The 20,531-nt window shown below is 54.1% G+C and carries 18 protein-coding genes; 13 read left to right on the plus strand and 5 right to left on the minus strand.

Annotated features, from left to right (window positions below):
- Positions 1-45: 45 nt before the first annotated feature.
- The gene (locus ACH3PB_RS00565) at positions 46-909 is read right to left on the minus strand and encodes a ThiF family adenylyltransferase (RefSeq protein ID WP_416397526.1); all 864 of its coding nucleotides are present in this window, start codon (positions 907-909) and stop codon (positions 46-48) included.
- Positions 910-1,018: 109 nt separating this feature from the next.
- Between ACH3PB_RS00565 and ACH3PB_RS00570 the strand changes: the two genes are divergently transcribed.
- From ACH3PB_RS00570 to ACH3PB_RS00615, 10 genes are all read left to right on the plus strand, one after another.
- On the plus strand, positions 1,019-1,987 hold the full coding sequence (locus tag ACH3PB_RS00570) for a response regulator (RefSeq protein ID WP_416397527.1): 969 nt from the start codon (positions 1,019-1,021) through the stop codon (positions 1,985-1,987).
- 42 nt (positions 1,988-2,029) lie between these two features.
- On the plus strand, positions 2,030-2,992 hold the full coding sequence (locus ACH3PB_RS00575) for a GGDEF domain-containing protein (protein ID WP_416397528.1): 963 nt from the start codon (positions 2,030-2,032) through the stop codon (positions 2,990-2,992).
- 96 nt (positions 2,993-3,088) lie between these two features.
- The gene (locus ACH3PB_RS00580) at positions 3,089-4,432 is read left to right on the plus strand and encodes an ABC1 kinase family protein (protein ID WP_416397529.1); all 1,344 of its coding nucleotides are present in this window, start codon (positions 3,089-3,091) and stop codon (positions 4,430-4,432) included.
- 28 nt (positions 4,433-4,460) lie between these two features.
- Positions 4,461-5,312, plus strand: a complete 852-nt coding sequence (locus tag ACH3PB_RS00585) for a crotonase/enoyl-CoA hydratase family protein (protein ID WP_416397530.1) — start codon at positions 4,461-4,463, stop codon at positions 5,310-5,312.
- On the plus strand, positions 5,309-6,442 hold the full coding sequence (gene hemH / locus ACH3PB_RS00590; protein WP_416397531.1) for a ferrochelatase: 1,134 nt from the start codon (positions 5,309-5,311) through the stop codon (positions 6,440-6,442). The genes ACH3PB_RS00585 and hemH overlap by 4 nt, the downstream gene beginning before the upstream one ends.
- Positions 6,443-6,820: 378 nt before the next feature.
- Entirely contained in the window at positions 6,821-7,012 is a 192-nt protein-coding gene (locus tag ACH3PB_RS00595; RefSeq protein ID WP_416397532.1) for a hypothetical protein, read from the plus strand.
- Positions 7,013-7,095: 83 nt separating this feature from the next.
- The gene (locus ACH3PB_RS00600; protein ID WP_416397533.1) at positions 7,096-7,671 is read left to right on the plus strand and encodes a hypothetical protein; all 576 of its coding nucleotides are present in this window, start codon (positions 7,096-7,098) and stop codon (positions 7,669-7,671) included.
- Between the two features lie 65 nt (positions 7,672-7,736).
- Positions 7,737-8,648 (plus strand): DUF883 family protein, encoded by a 912-nt coding sequence (locus tag ACH3PB_RS00605; RefSeq protein WP_416397534.1) that lies wholly within the window; start codon positions 7,737-7,739, stop codon positions 8,646-8,648.
- 117 nt (positions 8,649-8,765) lie between these two features.
- The gene (locus ACH3PB_RS00610; RefSeq protein WP_416397535.1) at positions 8,766-10,082 is read left to right on the plus strand and encodes a sigma-54-dependent transcriptional regulator; all 1,317 of its coding nucleotides are present in this window, start codon (positions 8,766-8,768) and stop codon (positions 10,080-10,082) included.
- A complete protein-coding gene (locus ACH3PB_RS00615; RefSeq protein WP_416397536.1) occupies positions 10,079-10,345 on the plus strand; it encodes a hypothetical protein in 267 nt (88 codons plus the stop codon). The genes ACH3PB_RS00610 and ACH3PB_RS00615 overlap by 4 nt, the downstream gene beginning before the upstream one ends.
- Here ACH3PB_RS00615 and ACH3PB_RS00620 read toward each other — a convergent pair.
- The 3 genes from ACH3PB_RS00620 to ACH3PB_RS00630 form a co-directional block, all read right to left on the minus strand.
- Positions 10,342-10,620 (minus strand): hypothetical protein, encoded by a 279-nt coding sequence (locus ACH3PB_RS00620; protein ID WP_416397537.1) that lies wholly within the window; start codon positions 10,618-10,620, stop codon positions 10,342-10,344. The two genes, ACH3PB_RS00615 and ACH3PB_RS00620, sit on opposite strands and share 4 nt — an antisense overlap.
- 91 nt (positions 10,621-10,711) lie before the next feature.
- Positions 10,712-11,476 carry a Crp/Fnr family transcriptional regulator gene (locus tag ACH3PB_RS00625; protein WP_416397538.1) on the minus strand — a complete coding sequence of 255 codons (765 nt, stop codon included), beginning with the start codon at positions 11,474-11,476 and terminating at the stop codon, positions 10,712-10,714.
- Between the two features lie 150 nt (positions 11,477-11,626).
- On the minus strand, positions 11,627-11,797 hold the full coding sequence (locus tag ACH3PB_RS00630; RefSeq protein ID WP_344807668.1) for a DUF1328 domain-containing protein: 171 nt from the start codon (positions 11,795-11,797) through the stop codon (positions 11,627-11,629).
- Positions 11,798-12,054: 257 nt separating this feature from the next.
- Here ACH3PB_RS00630 and ACH3PB_RS00635 point away from each other — a divergent pair, with 257 nt between their 5' ends.
- Positions 12,055-17,430 (plus strand): chemotaxis protein CheB, encoded by a 5,376-nt coding sequence (locus ACH3PB_RS00635; protein WP_416397539.1) that lies wholly within the window; start codon positions 12,055-12,057, stop codon positions 17,428-17,430.
- Positions 17,431-17,463: 33 nt separating this feature from the next.
- On the opposite strand, the gene ACH3PB_RS00640 is transcribed toward ACH3PB_RS00635, so the two are convergent.
- Positions 17,464-17,661, minus strand: a complete 198-nt coding sequence (locus tag ACH3PB_RS00640; protein WP_416397540.1) for a CsbD family protein — start codon at positions 17,659-17,661, stop codon at positions 17,464-17,466.
- Between the two features lie 483 nt (positions 17,662-18,144).
- On the opposite strand from ACH3PB_RS00640, the gene ACH3PB_RS00645 reads away from it, so the two are divergent.
- Positions 18,145-19,506 carry a diguanylate cyclase gene (locus ACH3PB_RS00645; RefSeq protein WP_416397541.1) on the plus strand — a complete coding sequence of 454 codons (1,362 nt, stop codon included), beginning with the start codon at positions 18,145-18,147 and terminating at the stop codon, positions 19,504-19,506.
- The gene (locus ACH3PB_RS00650) at positions 19,457-20,521 is read left to right on the plus strand and encodes a DNA topoisomerase IB (protein ID WP_416397542.1); all 1,065 of its coding nucleotides are present in this window, start codon (positions 19,457-19,459) and stop codon (positions 20,519-20,521) included. The genes ACH3PB_RS00645 and ACH3PB_RS00650 overlap by 50 nt, the downstream gene beginning before the upstream one ends.
- Positions 20,522-20,531: the final 10 nt, after the last annotated feature.

The following is a 20,531-nucleotide window of genomic DNA, read 5'->3' on the forward strand; positions in this document are numbered from 1 at the left end:
AGGCCTGACCTCGCCGGCCGGTCCCTCGGGGCTGGCCCGCCGGTATCAGCGCGCCGGCTGTCCCGCAAGCTTCGCCAGGGCTATCGCACTCAGCGCGAGCCCGAAGCTGGCGGTAACTGCCATGCTCGCACCGTAACCAGTCGCACAGTCCAGCCTCATGGACTGCTGCGCTGCGCCTCCGATCAGGTCGTCCGCGGGTATACCCTCATCAATACCTTCGACAGCACAGGCCTCAGCCTGTATTGGCAGTTTCGCCTGTTCGGCTGAAAACACCGCCGGTATGCCAAAGCGCCGCTTGGGATTCACCGAGAAGCCATACTCCTGCCGCAATAACCGACGCACCTTCGCCAGCAAGGCATCGTGATAGGTCACGCTGAGGTCACTTCGCTGTAGCTGAAAGGGATCGATCAGTCCCCCGGCAGCGCCAGCTGTCGCCACTGGAATCTTGTTCCGCGCACAATAGGCCAGCAGGGCGACCTTATGTTTCACCGAATCGATGGCATCGATGACGAAATCATAATCACGGCCAATCGTTGATTCGAGGTTGCTCTTCGTCACAAAGGTGGGGTGGGCTCGAATCACGGCGAGTGGATTGATGTCGCGGAACCGCGCCGCCAGGGCCTCACACTTCATCTGTCCAATGGTGGCATTAGTAGCATGGAGCTGCCGATTGGTGTTCGACATGCAGATATCGTCGAGATCGAAGAGGTCAATCTGCCCTATGCCTGAGCGCACCATGGATTCTGCGGCCCATGATCCCACGCCACCCAAGCCAACGACTGCCACGCGAGCCTTGATGAATCGCGAGAGTGCGTTAGGGCCATAAAGGCGACTCGTACCACCGAAGCGCGCTTGCCAACCTTTGTCCTCCGGGTCTGTTCCGGCACTGTTTGCAATATCCTGATGCATGCACTTTACTGAGTGTTAAAACAAGGCCCCTGTATAAGCCATAGCGACCAGTGAATCAATGACCACACCTGTTCTGATCTGCGATGACTCAAGCGTCGCGCGAAAACAAATGGCCAAATCGCTCCCTCAAAATTGGGACATCGAGATCTCCTTCGCAAAGCACGGCGGTGAGGCGATCGAGCTTATCAGGCAGGGCAAAGGAGACATTCTCTTCCTTGACCTGAATATGCCTGTGATGGACGGCTACGAAACGCTGTCGGTGATAGCCAAAGAGGATCTGCCTAGCATCGTCGTGGTTGTGTCGGGCGACATTCAGCCGGATGCGCGTAAACGCGTCATGCAGCTCGGTGCTGCCGACTTCATCCGTAAGCCGATTGGAACGGATGAGTTGGCCGAGATCCTCCAGCGCCTGGGTATTCTGGGTCCTGGTTCGGAGACGCCGACAGCCCAGCCCGCGCTTACGCCCACTATGCTCGAAAAGAGTGGCAAGACCAGTGAGCTGGATGCTTACCAGGAGATTGCCAACGTCGCGATGGGACAGGCCGCGGATCTGCTTGCCAGACTGCTCGACGTATTCATTCTTCTGCCGGTGCCTCAGGTCAACCTGCTAGAGCAGAGCGAGCTCCGGATGGCTCTGCAGGCCACACAGGATCAAGACAGCTACTCGGCGGTCTGTCAGGGATTCATTGGCTCTGGAATTGCTGGGGAGGCATTGTTGCTGTTTCATGATGCCAGCTTCGCGGACCTTGCCCGTCTTATGAAATATAAGGGCGAACTTGATGCACTCGGCGAATTGGAACTGTTGATGGACACGGCTTCGATCCTCATCGGCGCCTGTACCAAGGGCATAGCTGAGCAAATGGATATCTCATTCAGCCAGGGACATCCTCAGGTGCTTGGTCAACACGTCGATGTATCCCAGCTCATGGAGAATAACCAGTGGAACTGGGAGCGCATGCTTGCCATCGAAATTGCCTACAAGGTCGAGAACTACAACATTCAGTGCGATCTGCTACTGATGTTTACTGAAGATTCTCTCCCGGTCATGCGCGACAAGGTCGCGTACCTCATTGAATAAATCCCTTATGAACAGTGTTGGCGCCAGCAAAGGATATCTACGATGACTGCACCGGAAAACCTGGATGCTGGTGAATTTCACTGGCTGATGGATATGCTGCAGACCATAGACGTTGGTCTGGTGGTATTGGACAGGAGCTACCGCGTGCAGGCCTGGAACAGCTTCATGGAAAATCACAGCGGCAAGAAGCCTCATGCCGTGAGGGACAAAGTCATCTTTGACCTGTTTACCGAAATTCCGAAAGACTGGTTCTTCAGTAAGACCCAGGCGGTATTCCTGTTGCAGAATCGGACTTTCACCACCTGGACCCAGCGGCCCTACCTGTTTCGCTTCCGGAACTATCGGCCGATAACGGGCACCGAGCCTTACATGTTCCAGAACATCACGATCTCCCCGCTGATCTCGGCGTCGGGTCAGGTCGATCACATCTGCCTGATTATTTACGACGTGACGGATATCGCGACCAATTCCAAGCAACTCCAGGCCGCCAATGACAAGCTTGGGTACCTCAGCAGAACTGATGCCCTGACTGGCCTGAACAACCGGGGTGCCTGGCAGGAGTCGCTAAAAGCCGAATACTCGAGACACAAGCGTACCGGTCAGAATAGCACCCTGGTCATGTTCGACATCGATCATTTCAAGAAGGTCAATGACACCTACGGTCACCCTGCGGGGGATGAGGTCATAAAGAAAACGGCTTCAGTACTGCTCGAAACCATGCGTGAAACCGATATTTCCGGACGATACGGTGGTGAGGAATTTACCATCATTCTGGTTGATACACCTCCTGAAAACGCCATGATATTTGCCGAGCGATTGCGCAAGAAGATCGAGGCGCTCACCGTTCATCATGAGGGCACCGCCATCCGATGGACGATTTCGCTAGGTATCGCCCCGGTGGATGATTCGGTAACTGAGCCGATGCAGTGGGTAGAACATGCCGACCAGGCACTTTATAAGTCAAAGCAGGGCGGTCGCAATCGCTCGACGCATTATGCTCCCTGAAAACCACGCTTGCAGATAACTGTACAGCAATCCATATTCTATGGCTGATGGTATACATTAGACAGCTCATCCAGCCATAGATATTCAGGTGTACTCTTGACCAACGACAAGGACAGCAAGCCCGGTAAAGCCAGGGTCACGCCTGTCAGCCGTACTCGACGATTCTTCAAACTGGCTGGCATGACTGCATCGGTCGCCAGTAATTATGCCGGCCAGAAGATTCGCCGCCAGTTCACCGACGAACAGAAGCACGACGAGCAGAAAGCCGAGAGCTACGACAAGATGGCTGCCCGCATCGTCGATACCCTCGGGGAACTCAAAGGTGCGGTGATGAAAGTGGGGCAGGTGGCCTCGCAGACCCAGGACTTCCTCCCGAAAGAGTTCTCGAAAGCCTTGCAGCGCCTGCAAAAGGAAGCGCCGCCGATGGATTTCGAGGTGATTGCTAAGCAGATCGAAGAAGAGCTTGGCGCGAGCCATAACAGCCTCTTCGCCACCTTCGATGAAGAACCCTATGCCGCCGCCTCGATTGGTCAGGTACATCGTGCAACCACGCGAGAAGGGCAGGAGGTCATCGTCAAGGTGCAGTACCCAGGGGTGGGTGGATCAGTCGACTCCGATTTGAAGCAGCTGCGACTGGCACTGAAACTCGGTGGGCTACTGAAGATGCCGAAGGAGTCTGTTGACCAGCTTTTTGCTGAGATTCGCGCGCGTCTCATCGAGGAACTCGACTATGAGAACGAGGCGAGAAATGTCGAGCTCTTCCGTGGCTTTCACAAGGACGAGCCGAAGGTCCTGATACCCGCTGTGCTGACGGGGTTGAGCTCACGTCGCGTGCTGACAATGGAATATGTCGCTGGGGATCATGTCAGTGAAGTGACTACTGAACGCTACGACCAAGCCACCATCAATGAAATCGGTGAGCGTCTTTTCCGAACGATGGCAGATCAGCTGTTCAAATTTAAAGCCATTCATGGCGACCCCCACGCGGGCAACTTCGCCTTCCGCCCTGATGGCACCCTTATCATCTATGATTTTGGCTGCGTCAAAAAGCTCAAGCCGGAGATCGTGGTGGCCTACCGAAAGGCGGTCAATGCTGCTCTAGCGGAAGACTACGCCGCTCTTGATCGATTCATGATCGACCTCGGGGTCAGGGTTGAAGAGATGCCAGCCGTTGATGAGGCGTATTATGCTTTGTGGCGCGACATTATCATCCAACCCTTCAGCGAAGACAGCTACGACTTCAGGTCGGGTGATGTGCATTTGAAAGTTGCAGCCAAAGCCAATACTGTATTCCAGCATCTGGCGTCGTTCAAACCGCCGGTGGAAACGCTCTTCATCGACAGAATGATTGCTGGTCATTACTGGATCATGAAGGGGCTTGGCGTACAGGCGGCTTTCAAGCCATTGCTGGACCACTATCTCAAGACGGAATCGATCTGATTCCGCTCACCCGTTTTTGGAAACTCATATGCAACTGTTGAAAGAACTCACGCTCGAGTCGCTCGAAGAAACTCGATATGAGCACCTGACGCTTAAGGTCAATGAGCATGTCGCTACGGTGACACTGTCCCGCCCGGATAAGGCCAATGCGCTCAACATGAGACTGTGGGCTGAGGTGGGGCAGGTTTTTGAAGCTATTGATCAGGTTGCGGAGATCAGGGTCGCGATTCTGGCAGGAGAGGGCAAGCATTTTTGCGGCGGCATCGACCTTGCAGAGTTCTCAGCCATTTTTACCGCTAAGCGCGATTGTGAGGGTCGTTTCCGCGAGCGACTGCGTCGTCAGATACTCGCCATGCAGAACAGCTTCACTGCTATCGAACGTTGTCGGGTACCGGTTATTGCCGCCGTGCATGGCGCCGTTATTGGTGGTGCGATCGATATGATAACCTGCTGTGATATGCGCTATGCCAGCTGCGATGCAAAATTTTCCATCCGCGAAATCGACATCGGTATGACAGCAGACGTCGGCACACTGCAGCGGCTGCCAAAAATCATTCCCGATGGCATCATGCGTGAGCTTGCCTATACGGGCCGTGAGTTTGGTGCTGAGGAAGCCAGGGGCATGGGGCTGGTCAATGCTGTGGCCGGGGACAAGTCAGCGCTGGATATGCTGGTCGGAGAAGTGGCTGCTCAGATTGCCAGCAAGGCGCCCCTGGCTATTCGTGGAACCAAGGAGATGATCCTGTTCTCACGCGACCACAGTGTCGAGGAGGGGCTGAATTACATAGCGACCTGGAATTCAGCCATGATCCTGAGCGATGACATTCAGCAGGCCATGAAGGCCAGAATGACCAGAACTGCGCCGGAATTCAAGAATTGAGCAGGCGCGAACATCCTGCTGATACCGCCCAATACAAGGCGCAAACCAGCTTCGAACATGGCCAGCGCCGCCGCACCGGCGTGCTGATAACAAACCTCGGTACCCCTGACCAGCCTGACAGGAAGGCGCTCAGACGGTACCTGAAGGAGTTCCTGAGTGATCCCAGGGTCGTCGAGGTGCCGAGGCTGCTATGGTGGTGCATTCTCAACCTCGTCATACTGAATATCCGTCCCGCGCGCTCAGCTCGCGCTTACAGGACAGTCTGGACCGACCGCGGCTCGCCGCTGCTCTTCCATACAGTAGACCAGTGCGAGGCGCTCAAGCAGCAGTTGCAGGCTGATTACGGCGATGATCTCGTGGTTGATTTTGCAATGCGTTACGGCAATCCATCAATCACCAGTAAGTTGACCCGCATGCAGGAAGCTGGTGTCGAGCAGTTGATCGTGCTGCCTCTGTATCCACAGTACTGTGCTGCCACGACCGGCTCAACCTTCGATGCCATCGCCGCCGACTTCACCCGTCGACGCTGGTTGCCTGCGCTGCAGTTCATCAACTGCTACCACGATTTTGATCCTTTCATCACGGCTTGTGCAGCTCACATCGAGGCTTATTGGGCCAGGCACGGACGAAGCGAAAAGCTTCTGCTGTCTTACCATGGCATACCCGCGCGCTATCTCTCCGCTGGCGATCCCTATCATTGTCACTGTCACAAGACCTCACGACTCATTGCAGACAAGCTAGGGATCGGTGCTGATGAGTACCTCACCACTTTTCAATCGCGTTTCGGTCGGGAGCCCTGGCTGAAGCCTTACACCGATATTACCCTCAAGTCGCTAGCTTCTGCTGGCTTGAGGTCGGTACAGGTCTTCTGCCCCGGCTTCGCTGCTGACTGTCTCGAAACGATCGAGGAAATTGGCGAAGAGAACCGTGAGTACTTCATACAGGCCGGTGGCAGGGAATATGGCTTCATACCCTGCCTGAATGCGGAGGACGGCCATATCGCGGCGCTTTCTCAGCTCGTAGGCAATCATTTGAATGCCTGGAAGGATGGCGGTGCTCGGGCACCCGACACGGCCTCCACGCGTGAACTCCAGAAATCTTTGGCCAGAGCGCTTCCAGACCCTCAGTAGTCTTAATCCCTCCGCCTTATCTTTGTAAATTTCGGCATCTTTTCCTGGGCGCTTGTAATTGCAGCTGCAATTAGAGCGCTCATTCGCCTTTCCGCGAGCCTAAAAAAACCCTACGTTTTTTCAAGCTACTGTTTTTACAGAACTTATAAGATGCTGGCTCGTAGCTCGCTATGTAACTGCGTATTGAACGGGGTGTGGTAGAGGCTGAGCAGGAGCACAGCTTGCATTCGCCACACCATGGAACGAACCAGCAGGCTCTACATAATGAACGCGCACAGATTCAAAAGATTCTCCGGTGCCCGGATGGCGAAACATACAGTTTTTCCCGTCGGCGCACTCCTCATTCTAGTTCTAGGTCACAGTAACGGCCTGGAGAGCATGAGTTCGGGAGCTTCGATCAAACTAAATGGCGATGTTTTTGGCAAGCAAGCCGAAGCATCACAGCGCGAACAATATGTTGAGTTGATAGGTTCTATCGATAGCGTTCTTTCCGGCCTGGGTAGTAAGGCGAAGCACCTCGCAGATGACACGCTTGATTACCTCGAGTCAGGTCAGGCGTCCGATTCGTGATTCTGGCGGCGAATGCCGTCCAGCGACCGTGGCACTAGCTCGATTATTCCTGAGCTCAATTTTGGATAGACTGGAGATTTGGTATGACAACAACGACCCGAGACACCGAAAATAAGTCCCGACCAAACAGCAACGATACCCTGAACGCTGGAGCGGCGGCCGGCAAAGCCGGTGGTGCGCAGAATTCCACGGCCAATCAGGCAGGGGCCAACCAGAGCGGCAACACTCAGAACAGTGGAAGCCAGAATGCCCGTAACCAGGGTGGCGGTCAGGCCGATGTGAAGCAGGAAGGCAACCGAATTATTGAAGAAGGTAAGCATGCAATCGCTGACATGGCTGCACAAAAGAAGAACGAAGCCGCTGGCCGTGTTCAGGGTTTCTCTTCAGCGCTTGATCGTGCCGCTGACGAATTGGCAGAAGAAAATGAAGTCGTAGCTGGCTACATGAGCGACGCCGCGCGGCAGCTGTCCGGTGTCGGCGAGCGCATCAAGAACACCGAACCGGCCGATATGCTGCGACAGCTCGAAGACGCAACGAGACGCTATCCCGGTGTGGTGATTGGTTGCGCCGCAGCTGCAGCTTTTCTGTTTGCACGCTTCGCCCAGAGCTCAAGCCAGCACGCTGCCCAGACATCCCAGCAGCCGCGTTCACGTCACTGAGCTGATCATCGGGCTGCCACCGCGTGCAGCCCGTCAAGATATCTGACTGAAAAAGGAGTTCAATAATGGCTATTCAGGACAAACATCAACAGTCAAAGTCGGCATCGCAGACGCCGAATTCAGAATTACTTCGCAAGAATGCCCGCGGCATCGATGAAAAGACGACATCCGCTAATCGGGATCAGCTGTCCAACCTGGATATGAATAATCCTGGTGGTAACGCCCAGCCCCGGTGGGAAACTCCGACCTCAGGGTCTCCGCTGGCCACGCCATCAGCGGCCTCATCCGGCTATCACGGTGGTGATCGAGGTGAGCGCCATGATGGACGTGCGGCCGATATAAATGGTTGGACAGGCGAAGATCCGTCGCAGCGGACAGATCAATTGCCAGATCGTGGCAATCAAAAGGTACAGCTTGATACCAGTGGGTCGGTAAGCGGCTCATCTGGGTCAAAATCCGATTCAGGCCTCCGCTCGTCTATGGGCGACGCGGCGGATAGTGTCAAGGATAAGGCTGGTGAACTCAAGAACAAGGCAGGTGAACTGATGAGCAATTCAAATACAACTTCCAACTCGGGTTCCGCTGGTATGAAGAGCAAAGCCGAAGATCTCAGAAACAAGGCCGAACACACAGCCGAGGATTTCAGAGACAAGGCCGGCAACCTGGCTCACGATGCCAGAGAGTCTGCAAACAGAGCAGGGCATGCGGTTCACGAGCAGTACAGAACCGGCACGAGAAAGGCCAAGCAGCAGGTCAGCCGTGCTCGGTCAAGAATCTCTGAAACCATTGACCAGAACCCACTGGCACTCGTGGCCATTGGCGTAGGCATAGGTGCTGCCCTCGGCCTGCTCCTGCCATCGACCAGGCGCGAGGATAGAATCATGGGTGCTCAGCGCGATCGGCTGAAAAACCAGTTGATGGATGCCAGCGCACAGCAGTTGCGTCAGGCTCGACAGCATTTGGAAGAGACTCACTGAGCTTTGTGAGGTCTTTATCAGAAGGACGTTCCGTAAGGACGTCCTTTATCTGTTTAATGGAGCTTTTCTGCAAAGACGGGTACACTCGGAACCAGTCTAAACTGTGGAAGCTCCGTTTTGTTGAATATATTGCTTGTTGACGATGATCACGCCTTTTCCGAGGCTTTCAGTGAGATGATTGAGATGCTGGGACACCACGCAACGCTCGCTCACAGTGTTGCTGAAGCCAAGCAGGCACTTGCTGTCGAACAATTCGATCTCGGCCTTCTGGATTTGATGTTGCCGGATGGTAGCGGACTCGAACTGCTCGACGAGATGTCGAAGGGCCAGCGCGCGACTCATCTTGCCATTATCACTGGCCACCCGGTTGTGAAAGCACAAGTGCGCACGCTGTGTGGTCCGCATATTTCATATCTCACCAAACCTATTTCTCTCGATCAGATCAAGAGTCTACTCGCCAAGGCTGGTGACAAGGCGCAATCTGATGATGGCCTGCATTTCGACTGCCTCGTCGGTGAGTCTGAGGTGATGAAGAAGCTCTATAAGACGATAGAGCGAGTAGCCGACAGCGGGGCGAACGTCATGCTGTTGGGCGAGAGTGGAGTAGGCAAGGAGCTTGTGGCCAGAGCGATTCACAACTGTGCTACACCGAGCGGTGCCTTTGTCGCTGCCAACTGTGGGGCCTTCTCACGAGAGTTGATTGGTAGCGAGCTCTTTGGTCACGAGAAAGGCTCATTTACGGGTGCAATCGCTCGTAAAGGTGGTCTCTTCGAGCGTGCAGACCAGGGCACACTCTTCCTCGATGAAGTGACTGAAATGCCTCTGGATCTGCAGCCAACCCTGTTGCGAACACTCGAAACCGGCATGGTTTTGCGGGTCGGCGGCACAAAGGAGCTGCCGGTACAATGCCGCGTCATTTCGGCAACTAATCGTTCGCCTCAGGAAATTGCCGAAAAAAATTGTCTTCGAGAAGACATTTACTATCGTCTGGCCGTATTCCCTATCACGATTCCGCCGCTTAGGGAACGCAGAGGTGATATTCCCCTGCTGGCGAGGCATTTCCTGAAGGAGCTCAATGAGCGTGGCGGCACTTCACTGCAGTTGCCAGAGCGGGATATGGCTAAGTTGCAGGCTTACGATTGGCCTGGCAACGTGCGTGAACTAAGGCACACCATTCATCGCGCCTACATTATGTCTGATCCGGACTCTAACGAGATAGAGTTCCCTGAGCAGCTTGCGTCGCCATTTTCCAGTGAAGAGATTGCGCCGACTGGACTACGGGTTGGTACGACGATAGAAGACACAGAGCGACAGTTGATTCTTATGACTGTTGAAGAGCTCGGTGGAGACAAGCGAAAGGCGGCCGAGATGCTCGGTGTGAGTCTGAAAACTTTGTACAACCGTTTGAATCAATACGAGAGAGTAAAGGAATGAGCAGTGACGATTCGCTCGACAAGTCCCTGGTGGACCAGTGCCGAAGTGATGCCAATCAGTTGCATGAGCTTCGAAATATTGTCAATGCGATATCGATGAACACCGAAGTGGCTAAACTCAAGATCGAAAACTCGCAGTCCAGTCAGGAGGTATTCGAAAACCTCAACCGGATTCTGAACGAGTGCAAGAAGTTCAGCTCTATCGTGTCACTGCTCAGGCAGCAGGTCGATATCTCTGACAAGACCAATCAGAATTCTCGCTAATCGCTTCGTTGCTCGCCGATTGCCTTGTCGACGAGAAGTCTGCATTTGCCGCAGTCGTCGGCCACTGATTGCAAATCCGCCAATACATGCTTCAGATCTTCGGCCGTACTAATTTTGGTTCTGGCCGCTTCTGTCGCTAGGTATATTCTTCGAATCTGCTCTTCCAATTTCGCGAGCGTATAGCTGCGGATATCGGCAATACGAGATGGACTAATTGGCTGGTGGGGATCGGGGTAGTATGAGTTCCGGTTATTTTTTTTCTTGATGGCAACCATAACTTCTCCGCGAAGCTGTGTATGGAGCGTCCGAAATTTTACTGTACTGATACTACGCCGACTCAACTGGCAGGGTTATAATATAGTTTAATTAATTTGTAGTACGATCGATGCTGTCCTGTGCGGTTGCGTGCTCGCTAGGCAGCCAGGAGATATCGAGGTTGTAATATCGATCCTTGAACTCGCTCATCTTTAGCAGAGCGGGCTTGTCGTGAATCACAACCCGTCGCGACCGAAATGAGAGCAAGCCTTGTTCGCGGAAATTGCTCAGTATCCGATTGACGTACACGGGCGTCAGGCCCACTGCATCAGCCATGATTTCCTGGGAGATCGGCGCATCGAACTCAAGTGTCTCATGGTCAGAGAACAGGTTGAGCCGAGCATGGATCTGTAATATCAGGAGCGCGAGGCGATTTTCCGCAGACATCCGTCCGATGGCCCGGAGGCGATCGATTAGAACCGTGTTGTCGAGCATGCCAAAGGCATAGATGAGCGATGTAAGCCTTGCGGACTGCGAAAACAGTTCACTGAATCCTGATTTCGGGAAAGGGCAGAGTACACTGTCGGACACGGCCATGAGGCTATAGGGTGTTTCCCCGAGCCCGAGTGTCATGGCATTGACGAGGTCGCCGGGAAAATGGAAGTTAAGCACAATTCGCCCGCCGTCGCTGTGCTCGCAATAGGAAATAGCCAGACCTTCCTTGATGACATACAGGTTTTCGACTGATCGGTCCTGACTGAAGATCACTTCCCGCTTCCGGTACGTACACTCTTCTTTCTCAAGATGCTTGAGTGTTTCGCGCTCCTCGGCGGTAAGTTCTATAAAGTGCGAAAACTTTTCAACGATGCAGCTCATGATTTCCGTGCAGAATTGTTTGGGTGGAGAGGTAGCCGTGTTGCGGGCAGATGGGAACTGACGCTATAAATAGCATTCTTTTACGGAAAGGTCACGATTGGGCAATAAAAAGGCCTCACGAGGAGGCCTATTTTAAACTAGTTTATACCGTTATAAGCGCCGGCCTTTTGCGAAGTGCATAATGACGGAAATAACCAGTGCTACCAGGAATACGAAGAACAGGATCTGAGCGATACTGGACGAAGCGCCCGCAACACCGCCGAAACCCATTGCACCTGCGATAATTGCTACGATGAAAAATACCAGGGCCCAATACAACATAATACACTCCTTGCGTTGCTTTTTTTGATATTGAGTTGCTCCTCAATACTTTCTTCTATGCGATTAGAGTGCCTGATTTAGAAAAATATATGAAAAACAATTCATTAACATATTTCTTGGCACCGGAATCCGCAGCTGGCTCGTATCTACTTTTGTCATTAGTTCTCTCAAATGCTTTTTCCATGTAAGAAGTACATACGGAGCGCCAGAACCATTTTCTTTATCATGCTCAGCAGTCCCAGATAGAAGGTATGTGAGTGTCAGTGTCTGAACAGTCGTTTGCCGGTGCTCCGGAAGTTTTCCCTGTTATCGCCATTGGCGCATCAGCGGGGGGGCTGGAGCCACTTGAAAAGTTCTTTGCGGCGGTGCCGGAGCACTCGGGCGCTGCATACATCGTTATCCAGCATCTTTCGCCAGACTTCAAAAGCCAGATGGAGCAGTTGCTCTCGCGCCGAACGAAACTGCATGTCCAGCCTGCGAGCGACAACATGCGAGTCGTTCCGAACGAGGTCTACCTTCTGCCGCCGGGCAAGTCGATGACGATCAGCATGGGGAAGTTGCAGCTGCTCGAAAGGGACCCTTCGGAACAACCGGCTCTACCAGTGGACACTTTTTTCCACTCAATGGCCAAGGATTGTGGGAGGCGTTCGATTGCAATAGTGCTCTCCGGCACTGGATCGGATGGTTCGAAAGGTGTTGTCGAGGTTGCTGGTGCTGGTGGACTGGTCATTTCCCAATCTGAGGAAACCGCTGCCTTCGATGGCATGCCTTTGAGTGCCGTCGCCACGGGCGTGGTGTCCCTCTCGCTCGCCCCCGAGCTCATGCCTGACGCGATCCTGCGTTACGTGCGTAGCGGTTTGTCTCCAGATCGCTTTGCTTCTTCTCAAAGTGAGCGGTCACTGGAAGAGTTCCGGCCTGTCTTCACACTTCTGCAGGATGCCTTCGGTATCGACTTCGGGCTCTATAAAACCGGGACTGTCGGGCGTCGCATCGAGCGGCGCATGCTGCTGACAGGTCTGCGCGACAGTACGGCTTATGTCGATCACGTCAGGGGCCATCCTGAGGAGATTGAACTGCTGTATAAGGATCTACTCGTCGGCGTAACCAGGTTCTTTCGTGACAGTGTCGCCTTTCAGGTGCTTGAGAAGCAGATCATTCCAAAACTAGTTTCGCAATTTCTGGCACGCAACACGGAGGCCTCTACCGAGCTCAGGCTTTGGTGTGCCGGCTGCGCAACCGGTGAGGAGGCATACTCCCTTGGTATGCTGCTGTACGAGCAATTCGAACGTCTCAATCATCAGCCGAGGTTCAAGATTTTCGCCTCTGATGTCCATCAGTCCTCAGTCCGTTTTGCGTCGGCTGGCTTGTACGGAGCCGAAAGCGTCGGAGAATTGAGTGAATCGCGGCGACGATATTTCTTTGCCGAGGAAAACGGCAAGTTTCGCGTGATCGCCGAACTGCGCAAGCTGGTCTCCTTTGCAGCGCATGATGTGATTCGCGATGCGCCCTTCACTAATCTCGACTTCATAAGTTGCCGTAACCTGCTGATCTATTTCCTGCCGGAAGTGCAGCGTAAAGTCATATCACTGTTTCACTTCGGTCTGAAGCCTCAGGGTGTGCTCATGCTGGGTTCCAGCGAGTCTCTCGGAGAGCTGGCAGACGAATTCGAGGTGATCGATAAGCGCGCCAGACTGTTTCGCAAGCGTCGGGATGTTCGTTTGCGTATTCCTGATCGGGGAAGTTTACGTGCGAGAACTGAAGTATTTCACAGCGGCAGTCCTGTGAGCGCCCAGCGCAGCCATCGTGATATCGAACGAGCGCAGACGGCCTTGTTCGAAAGCTTGTTGCAGACGCACATGCCGCCTTCTTTCGTTATCGATGATCATGGCGAATTGGTGCATATTTTCGGCGGCGGAGAGCGCTTCCTCATTATTTCTTCCGGCCGTATGCCGCGTCGCCTTGTCGATATGCTTGATACTGCCTCCCGATCGACCGTCGCCACGGCGATCAACAGCGCACGAGAACTGAACAAGGACGTACGCTACAAGGGCTTCAGGACTAACGATAACCAGGGAAAAGCTCACCAGTTTGAACTTATGGTTCGTCCCTGTGGTGAGGTGGCGGAACGTCCCGGCCTTTTGGCTGTCTCATTCCAACCATCAGCGGTCGGGCAGCTCGAGGCGCTGGATGATGTGGCGGTCGATATCGACGAAATGGCGAGACAGCATATTGTTCGACTCGAGGCCGAGCTACAGGCGTCGCAGGAGGATCTGCAATCCACTATCGAAGAGCTTGAGACCACAAACGAGGAGTTGCAGGCGTCCAATGAAGAGCTTGTCTCTTCGAATGAGGAATTGCAAAGCACTAACGAAGAGCTGCAGTCGGTTAATCAGGAGCTGTACACGGTCAATACCGAGTATCAGAGCAAGATTCATGAGCTGACTGAAGCCAACGATGACATGTACAACCTGATGGCCAATACCCGTATCGGCGTGTTGTTCATCGGCGAAGATCTTTGCCTGCGCCGCTATACCCCTGAAGCTTCTCATTTTTTCGACCTGAGCCCACAGGATCTGGGACGAAGCTTCGAGGCATTGGCCAGGCCGCTTGAGCGTGAAAACCTTGCAAGCGAGATTCGTGAAGTCATTGAGAGCGCGAGAGACATTGATCTCGGGATTCACACCCACCGGGATAGGAGCTATCTACTCCGGCTGCTGCCGTATCGCGAGCAACGGTCCCAGCGGATTACCGGCGCGGTACTGACGCTGATTGATATCAGCTCGTTGCGCGAGGCGCAGTTCGAGGCTGGCAAGTTCAAGCAGCTCAGTGACCGTTCACCTCACGCCACGATTCTTCTGGACCTCAATGGCTGTATCGCTTACGCCAACAGGACCCTGATGGAGTTCGCAGGAACTGATGCGGGCAGCTTGCTCAATACCCATCTTCGAGAAACGCTGGCCAGCTTCAAGGGCAGTCAGCCTGTCGCCGCCTTCGAACAGGCTGTATCAGAAGGGGCGGCCACCTGTGAGGCGCTCGTGCTGAATCGTGCTGGAGATGCCTCGATCCCGGTCGAGATCTCCATGTCGCGGATACGGTTCGACGATGGTGAGCAAAATATACTCGTGCTCGCAACCGACCTGCGCAGCAGACTCAATGCAAATTTCGAGCTGTTCCTGCGAGAGCGGGCACTGGAAGTGTCGCAGGCAGGCATTGTCATCACTGATGCTGGGTCCGAACTCATAACCTATGTGAATGCCGGATTCCACGATACGACCGGCTACACACGTGAGGAAGCCATCGGCCGTAACTGTCGATTTCTTCAGGGTGATGACACTGATCCCGTTTCGGTGCAGAAGATACGTCAGGCAATCGAAGCCAGGCGGTCGATCCGGGTGACCTTGAAGAACTACAAGAAAGACGGGACGGAATTCTGGAACGATTTATCCATTACACCGGTCAAAAACGAGCTGGGTGAGGTGACTCATTTCATCGGCTGCCAGTTCGATGTCTCTGATAGCAGAGAACGTGAGCAGAAGGCGAGTGCCACCGCCCGTCGGATTCGCCTGCTGCTCGATAGCACGGCGGAGGGCATCATCGGTGTGGACGCGAATGGCCACTGTACGTTCTGCAACCAGAGTGCGGTCAGACTGCTTGGTTACACTTCACCTGATTTGTTGGTGGGCCGCAGTGTCCACGCGACCATTCAGCACTCCGCTGCAAATGGCCAGGCCGTTTCCGAGTCTGAGAGCCTCATCATGCAAAGCCTCAGCAGCGGCAATATGGTCGACTCCGATGCCGAGGTGCTGTGGCGCCGTGATGGGCAAGCTGTGCCGGTAGAGCTGTGGTGCCATCCGCAGACTGATGACAAAGGCAAGGTCGTTGGTGCCGTGATTACCTTCGTGGACATCACCGAGCGTAAACATCATCAGCAGCAACTTGAGGCGATCACTGCCGAGGCGCGGGCTGCCAATCAGGCCAAATCGGAATTTCTGGCCAGGATCAGCCATGAGCTGCGAACCCCGCTGACCGCTATTGCCGGCTTTGCAGAACTGCTCCGTCTTGAAGTCTCCGACCCGCGGGCACTCGAGCAGATCAACGTCATCCGGCGCAACGGCACCTATCTCGAAGAGTTGCTCAATGACCTGCTGGACTTGTCAAAAGTAGAAGCGGGGAAGCTGGTGATCGAGCCTGAGGAGTTCGAGCTGATGGATCTCATCATGGATATCCTTGCCGTGGCATCGCCACGCAGCGATGAGAAGAACCTTGCGCTCCGCTTCGACATTCTCGACAAGGTTCCTGCCCGCATCAAGGCAGATACCACCCGTCTGAAGCAGATTCTCGACAACCTGATCAGCAATGCCATCAAGTTCACAAGCGCTGGGAGTATAACAGTCACAATTGGCGCCAGCAGAGTACAGACCATACCACCGGGCATGGGCGAGGTTTTCGGCGAGGCAGAGCATTTCACCTCGTCTGCCGTACGCCTACTTGAGATTACCGTCAAGGATACCGGTATCGGTATACCAACCGAATTCCATGATCAGCTGTTCATGCCGTTCTCGCGAGCTAGCAATGACGAAGTGAAAAAGGCAAAGGGCACGGGGCTTGGCTTGAGCATCAGCAAGGATCTCGCTGAAAGAATGGCTGGCGATATCCGATTCGAAAGTACGCCTGGTCTCGGAAGCCTGTTCACCCTACGTTTGCCGGTGCTTGTACCGCCTGGTTATAAGTCGCTCAGGAGCGGCATGCTTGATGCCGTTTCAGTTACCATGGAGGCTGACGCCCAGCGCCCGGTATTACCAGTCAGAGCGCTTATTGCCGACGATAATGATGACATTCGCAGCTATCTGGCCAGTGCCATTGAAAGCTGTGGTGGTACAGTGGTGCAGGCGGCAGACGGAAAAGAGGCAGTGGCAGCCTTTCAGGCGGCAGAGAATGGTGAGCCTTCTATCGATATCATTCTGATGGACATGCAGATGCCCAGGATGGACGGCAGGGAAGCAGTGCAAGCCTTGAGACGTCTCGGATGTGAGCAGCCGATCATTGCCATCACCGCTGCGGCCATGAAAGGCGACCGGGAGATGATCATCGGCCTGGGAGTTGATGACTACCTCGCCAAGCCGATTAATATTTCTGCCTTGCTCAGACGAATTGAGCAGTTCATGCAGAGCAGAGACGGTCCGGCATGGCAGGCACGACTTGAGCAGGTGCAGACAGCAGACAGTGCCGTAAGCAGTGGTCAATCCGGCCAGCAGCGGCGGAAGATACTAGTCGTAGACGATCATCTCGATGTCACCACGGCGATGCAGGCATTGCTGACTGCGCATGGTTTTGAAGTGCTTGCGGCGAATACGGGTGCCGACGCCATTGAAACGCTCAGACGTTTCAATCCGGATGCCTTGCTGCTGGATATTTCGCTGCCCGACATGGATGGCTTCGAGGTCATGGCTGCTCTGAATCACGAAGGACTACGAACAGAGGATCTTTTCTGCGTAGCGACTACGGGACACACGCAGGCTGAAATGAAGTCACGGGCTCTCAAATCCGGATTTGACGCCTATGTCGAGAAACCCATCACTATAAGGTCTTTGCTCAATCTGCTGGAGAAACGCTTCGCAAAAAAAAGCCCCTGAACAATCAGGGGCTCCTACTGAACGAGAGCGCAGTTACATATTGCGTTCGAAGTCGTTCAGCTGCTTCTCGGCTTCATCTTTCGAGATGCCGTATTTCTGCTGAATCTTGCCAAGCAACTCTTCCTTGTGGCCTTTCGCGATATCAAGATCGTCATCTGTGAGCTTGCCCCACTTCTGTTGAACCTTGCCTTTGAGCTGCTTCCAGTTACCTTCTACTTGGTCCCAATTCATATCAACTCCTTGTTGCTCTGATAGGTGTCTGATGACACTCATCGAATCAATTAGCGAGAAGCGTGCCAAGCAGCCAGACTTTACCTTCATGGCCCCGCCAGCAGTTGCTCGACCCCGTCATAGGTGCGGTTTGAGAGATTTAAAGCAAAAATGGCTATTGCCGAGACTCTCAACGTAAACTAGCTTTTAAGGGTCACAACTGTGGAAGCATATACAAGCAGTTTGTAATTTTAAGATAATTGAAAGTGTCTGAAAGATTGTCCGACGGAATGATTAACAGAGCCTATCAATAAATGATTAAGGTAAACTCGGGTCTATTACGTGGATAGCTCGCAGCCGGCTCGGGTTTTGCATACGTCGTTTCTGCAGAACCCAACACTGAAGCAGGGTAAAGATACCGTTTTGATGATTTGCCAGATTGACAGTACAGAGCAGTTTCAATTCCGGCGCCTATGGAGCAAGGCACAGGTAGACTCGGCCCATATGCAGATCAGCGATTTTGCCGACTTGGGTAAGGCGCTGGCACATATCGAGGCGCAGAAGCAGGATCTCATCCTCGTTTACCTACCTGAGTCGACTGCGCCGGATCCGATTCCCGATGCCCATGCCGACAAGAATGAGCGTGTTACTGAAGTGCGGGCGACTTCCTATGAATCTCTCCTCGAGCGCGTGCGTCATCTTGTACGGCAGTGTCGTCAGACCACGCTGAATGCGCTCACTCCGGTTATCGTCGTAGTCGATCGCCTCGAAGAGGCTACGCTCCACGCCCTCCTCGTGGCAGGAGCTACCGATGTTATCAAGTCCGGAGATTCTGCATCGCTTGACAGGCTGGTCTCCGATTTCCAGATGGCAGCCGTGGTACCGGATAAGCCGCTGCATATGCTTTATGTCGAAGATAGTCCATCCATCTTCGCGGTATTCATCGAGTACTTCAGTGCCAAGGGATTTCAGGTCAGCCATTTCACCAGCGCAAGACAGGCCCTTAAATCCACCTTGAAAGAATCGTATGACCTCGTCGTTGCCGATGTCATGGTGGAGGGCACGCTTACGGGCCTTTCTCTGGTGCGAAGCATCAAGGGTAGTGCACAGGGGCGCTTACTGCCCTGTTTCATTGTCTCGGGGCTTCAGGACCAGGCTCAGAAGATGCAGATGCTGGCTGCCGGTGCTGATGATGTGCTTATCAAGCCAGTCTCACTGGAGGAACTGCATAGTCGCATTCTGGGGGTCTGGGCAGATTATCAGGAGCGTCGCAGCATCGAGGAAGAGCAGGCGCGACTGCAGACCATGGCGCTCACCGATCAGCTAACGGGACTGCTTAACAGACATGCGCTCGAGAGCATCGCCCAGCGTGTTCATGCCAATGCACTGCGCCATGAAGGCGACTACAGCGTACTCATGTGTGATATCGATCACTTCAAGCATGTGAACGATACTTTTGGCCATCAGGCGGGCGACGATATCCTGCAGGCGGTGGCAAAGCTAATGGGGCAGCACACACGGACTGAAGATTACGCGTTCAGGATCGGTGGTGAAGAGCTCGTATTGCTGTTGCCAAACTGCTCCCTGGTAGACGCCGTACACAAGGCGGATCGATTTCGCTGGGCCGTTCAGACGAGCCGCCCGCTCGGCATCGATATCACCGTGAGCATCGGTGTCGCCTGTTTGAGCCAGCTACAGGGCCTGCAGCTCGATGTCGCAGACTCTGGCCTCGTGCCGGAGGATCACGGTTTTTCCAACATACTGGCGGCAGCGGACGCAGCGCTTTACCGAGCAAAAGCCAACGGAAGGAACCAGGTTGAAAGCGCCTACAATACCGATTTGTCCCAGTCACCTGACGTATGTTGATGACACTACGCCGGGCTTTACCCGACGCCGCTGCGGCCGGGGATTTACCTATTTCGATGACGCAGGCCACAAGCTAAGCGATCCGGAACAGCTGCAGCGCATCAAATCGCTGGTCATTCCGCCCAACTGGCAGCGGGTATGGATATGTAGCCAGCCCGATGGTCATCTTCAGGCTACCGGCTACGACGAGCGGAACCGCAAGCAGTATCGCTATCACGAAGAATGGAGCAAGCACCGTCAGGCCAGCAAGTTTTCCGGCCTCGCTGATTTCGCCAGAGCATTGCCAGCAGTGCGGCAGCGGCTCGAGAGCGACCTTCGTAGACGTCACTGGCCACGGGAGAAGGTGCTCGCGCTGGTGGTTCGTCTGCTCGATACCTACCACCTGCGAATAGGCAATCAGGCTTACACAAACAGCAATCATACGTACGGTGCGACCACCCTGAGGCGGAAGCATGTGCAGTTGGAGAACGGCCATCTTGCACTGCAGTACCGGGCAAAGAGTGGAAAGTACCGCTCTATTCAAATTGCGGACAGGAAGCTGGAAAAGCTGCTGAGAGCAGTCAGTGAGTTGCCCGGCTATGAACTCTTCCGATATTACGATCGTGACCAGAAAGCTTTCAGAGCTATCGACAGTCATGATGTGAATCAGTACATTCAGGCAGTCAGTGGATTACCGTACACTGCCAAAGCCTTCCGCACCTGGGGCGGGACTGTAGAGGCCGCGCGGCAGTTTACTTCGGCGGTCAAGCTGGTTCGCGAGCACCCCCAACGCAAGTTCGAGACTCAGTTGGTCAAGCTTGTGGCGGCCAAGCTTGGTAACACGATCACCATTTGCCGGGAGTATTATATTCACCCCACAGTCCTCTGCACGCTTGTGCAGCAGCACGATGATGACGCCTTGTTCGATCGACTCGAGCGTGCGAAAGCAGCGGAGGCCACCGGCGGACTGGACGCGTTTGAAAACTATACCCTCGAGGTGCTGAGCGAGCCAGTCAAGCCTCCACAGGCGTCTTAATGAATCAGCT

It is taken from the genome of Allohahella sp. A8, assembly GCF_047946665.1.
Taxonomy (GTDB): Bacteria; Pseudomonadota; Gammaproteobacteria; order Pseudomonadales; family Oleiphilaceae; genus Allohahella.

Bases quoted from the DNA above. Each gene is read 5' to 3' on its own strand.
- ACH3PB_RS00565 (WP_416397526.1), bottom strand. From the start codon at position 909: ATGCATCAGGATATTGCAAACAGTGCCGGAACAGACCCGGAGGACAAA.
- ACH3PB_RS00570 (WP_416397527.1), top strand. From the start codon at position 1,019: ATGGCCAAATCGCTCCCTCAAAATTGGGACATCGAGATCTCCTTCGCA.
- ACH3PB_RS00575 (WP_416397528.1), top strand. From the start codon at position 2,030: ATGACTGCACCGGAAAACCTGGATGCTGGTGAATTTCACTGGCTGATG.
- ACH3PB_RS00585 (WP_416397530.1), top strand. From the start codon at position 4,461: ATGCAACTGTTGAAAGAACTCACGCTCGAGTCGCTCGAAGAAACTCGA.
- ACH3PB_RS00595 (WP_416397532.1), top strand. From the start codon at position 6,821: ATGAGTTCGGGAGCTTCGATCAAACTAAATGGCGATGTTTTTGGCAAG.
- ACH3PB_RS00600 (WP_416397533.1), top strand. From the start codon at position 7,096: ATGACAACAACGACCCGAGACACCGAAAATAAGTCCCGACCAAACAGC.
- ACH3PB_RS00605 (WP_416397534.1), top strand. From the start codon at position 7,737: ATGGCTATTCAGGACAAACATCAACAGTCAAAGTCGGCATCGCAGACG.
- ACH3PB_RS00615 (WP_416397536.1), top strand. From the start codon at position 10,079: ATGAGCAGTGACGATTCGCTCGACAAGTCCCTGGTGGACCAGTGCCGA.
- ACH3PB_RS00620 (WP_416397537.1), bottom strand. From the start codon at position 10,620: ATGGTTGCCATCAAGAAAAAAAATAACCGGAACTCATACTACCCCGAT.
- ACH3PB_RS00625 (WP_416397538.1), bottom strand. From the start codon at position 11,476: ATGAGCTGCATCGTTGAAAAGTTTTCGCACTTTATAGAACTTACCGCC.
- ACH3PB_RS00630 (WP_344807668.1), bottom strand. From the start codon at position 11,797: ATGTTGTATTGGGCCCTGGTATTTTTCATCGTAGCAATTATCGCAGGT.
- ACH3PB_RS00640 (WP_416397540.1), bottom strand. From the start codon at position 17,661: ATGAATTGGGACCAAGTAGAAGGTAACTGGAAGCAGCTCAAAGGCAAG.
- ACH3PB_RS00645 (WP_416397541.1), top strand. From the start codon at position 18,145: ATGCAGATCAGCGATTTTGCCGACTTGGGTAAGGCGCTGGCACATATC.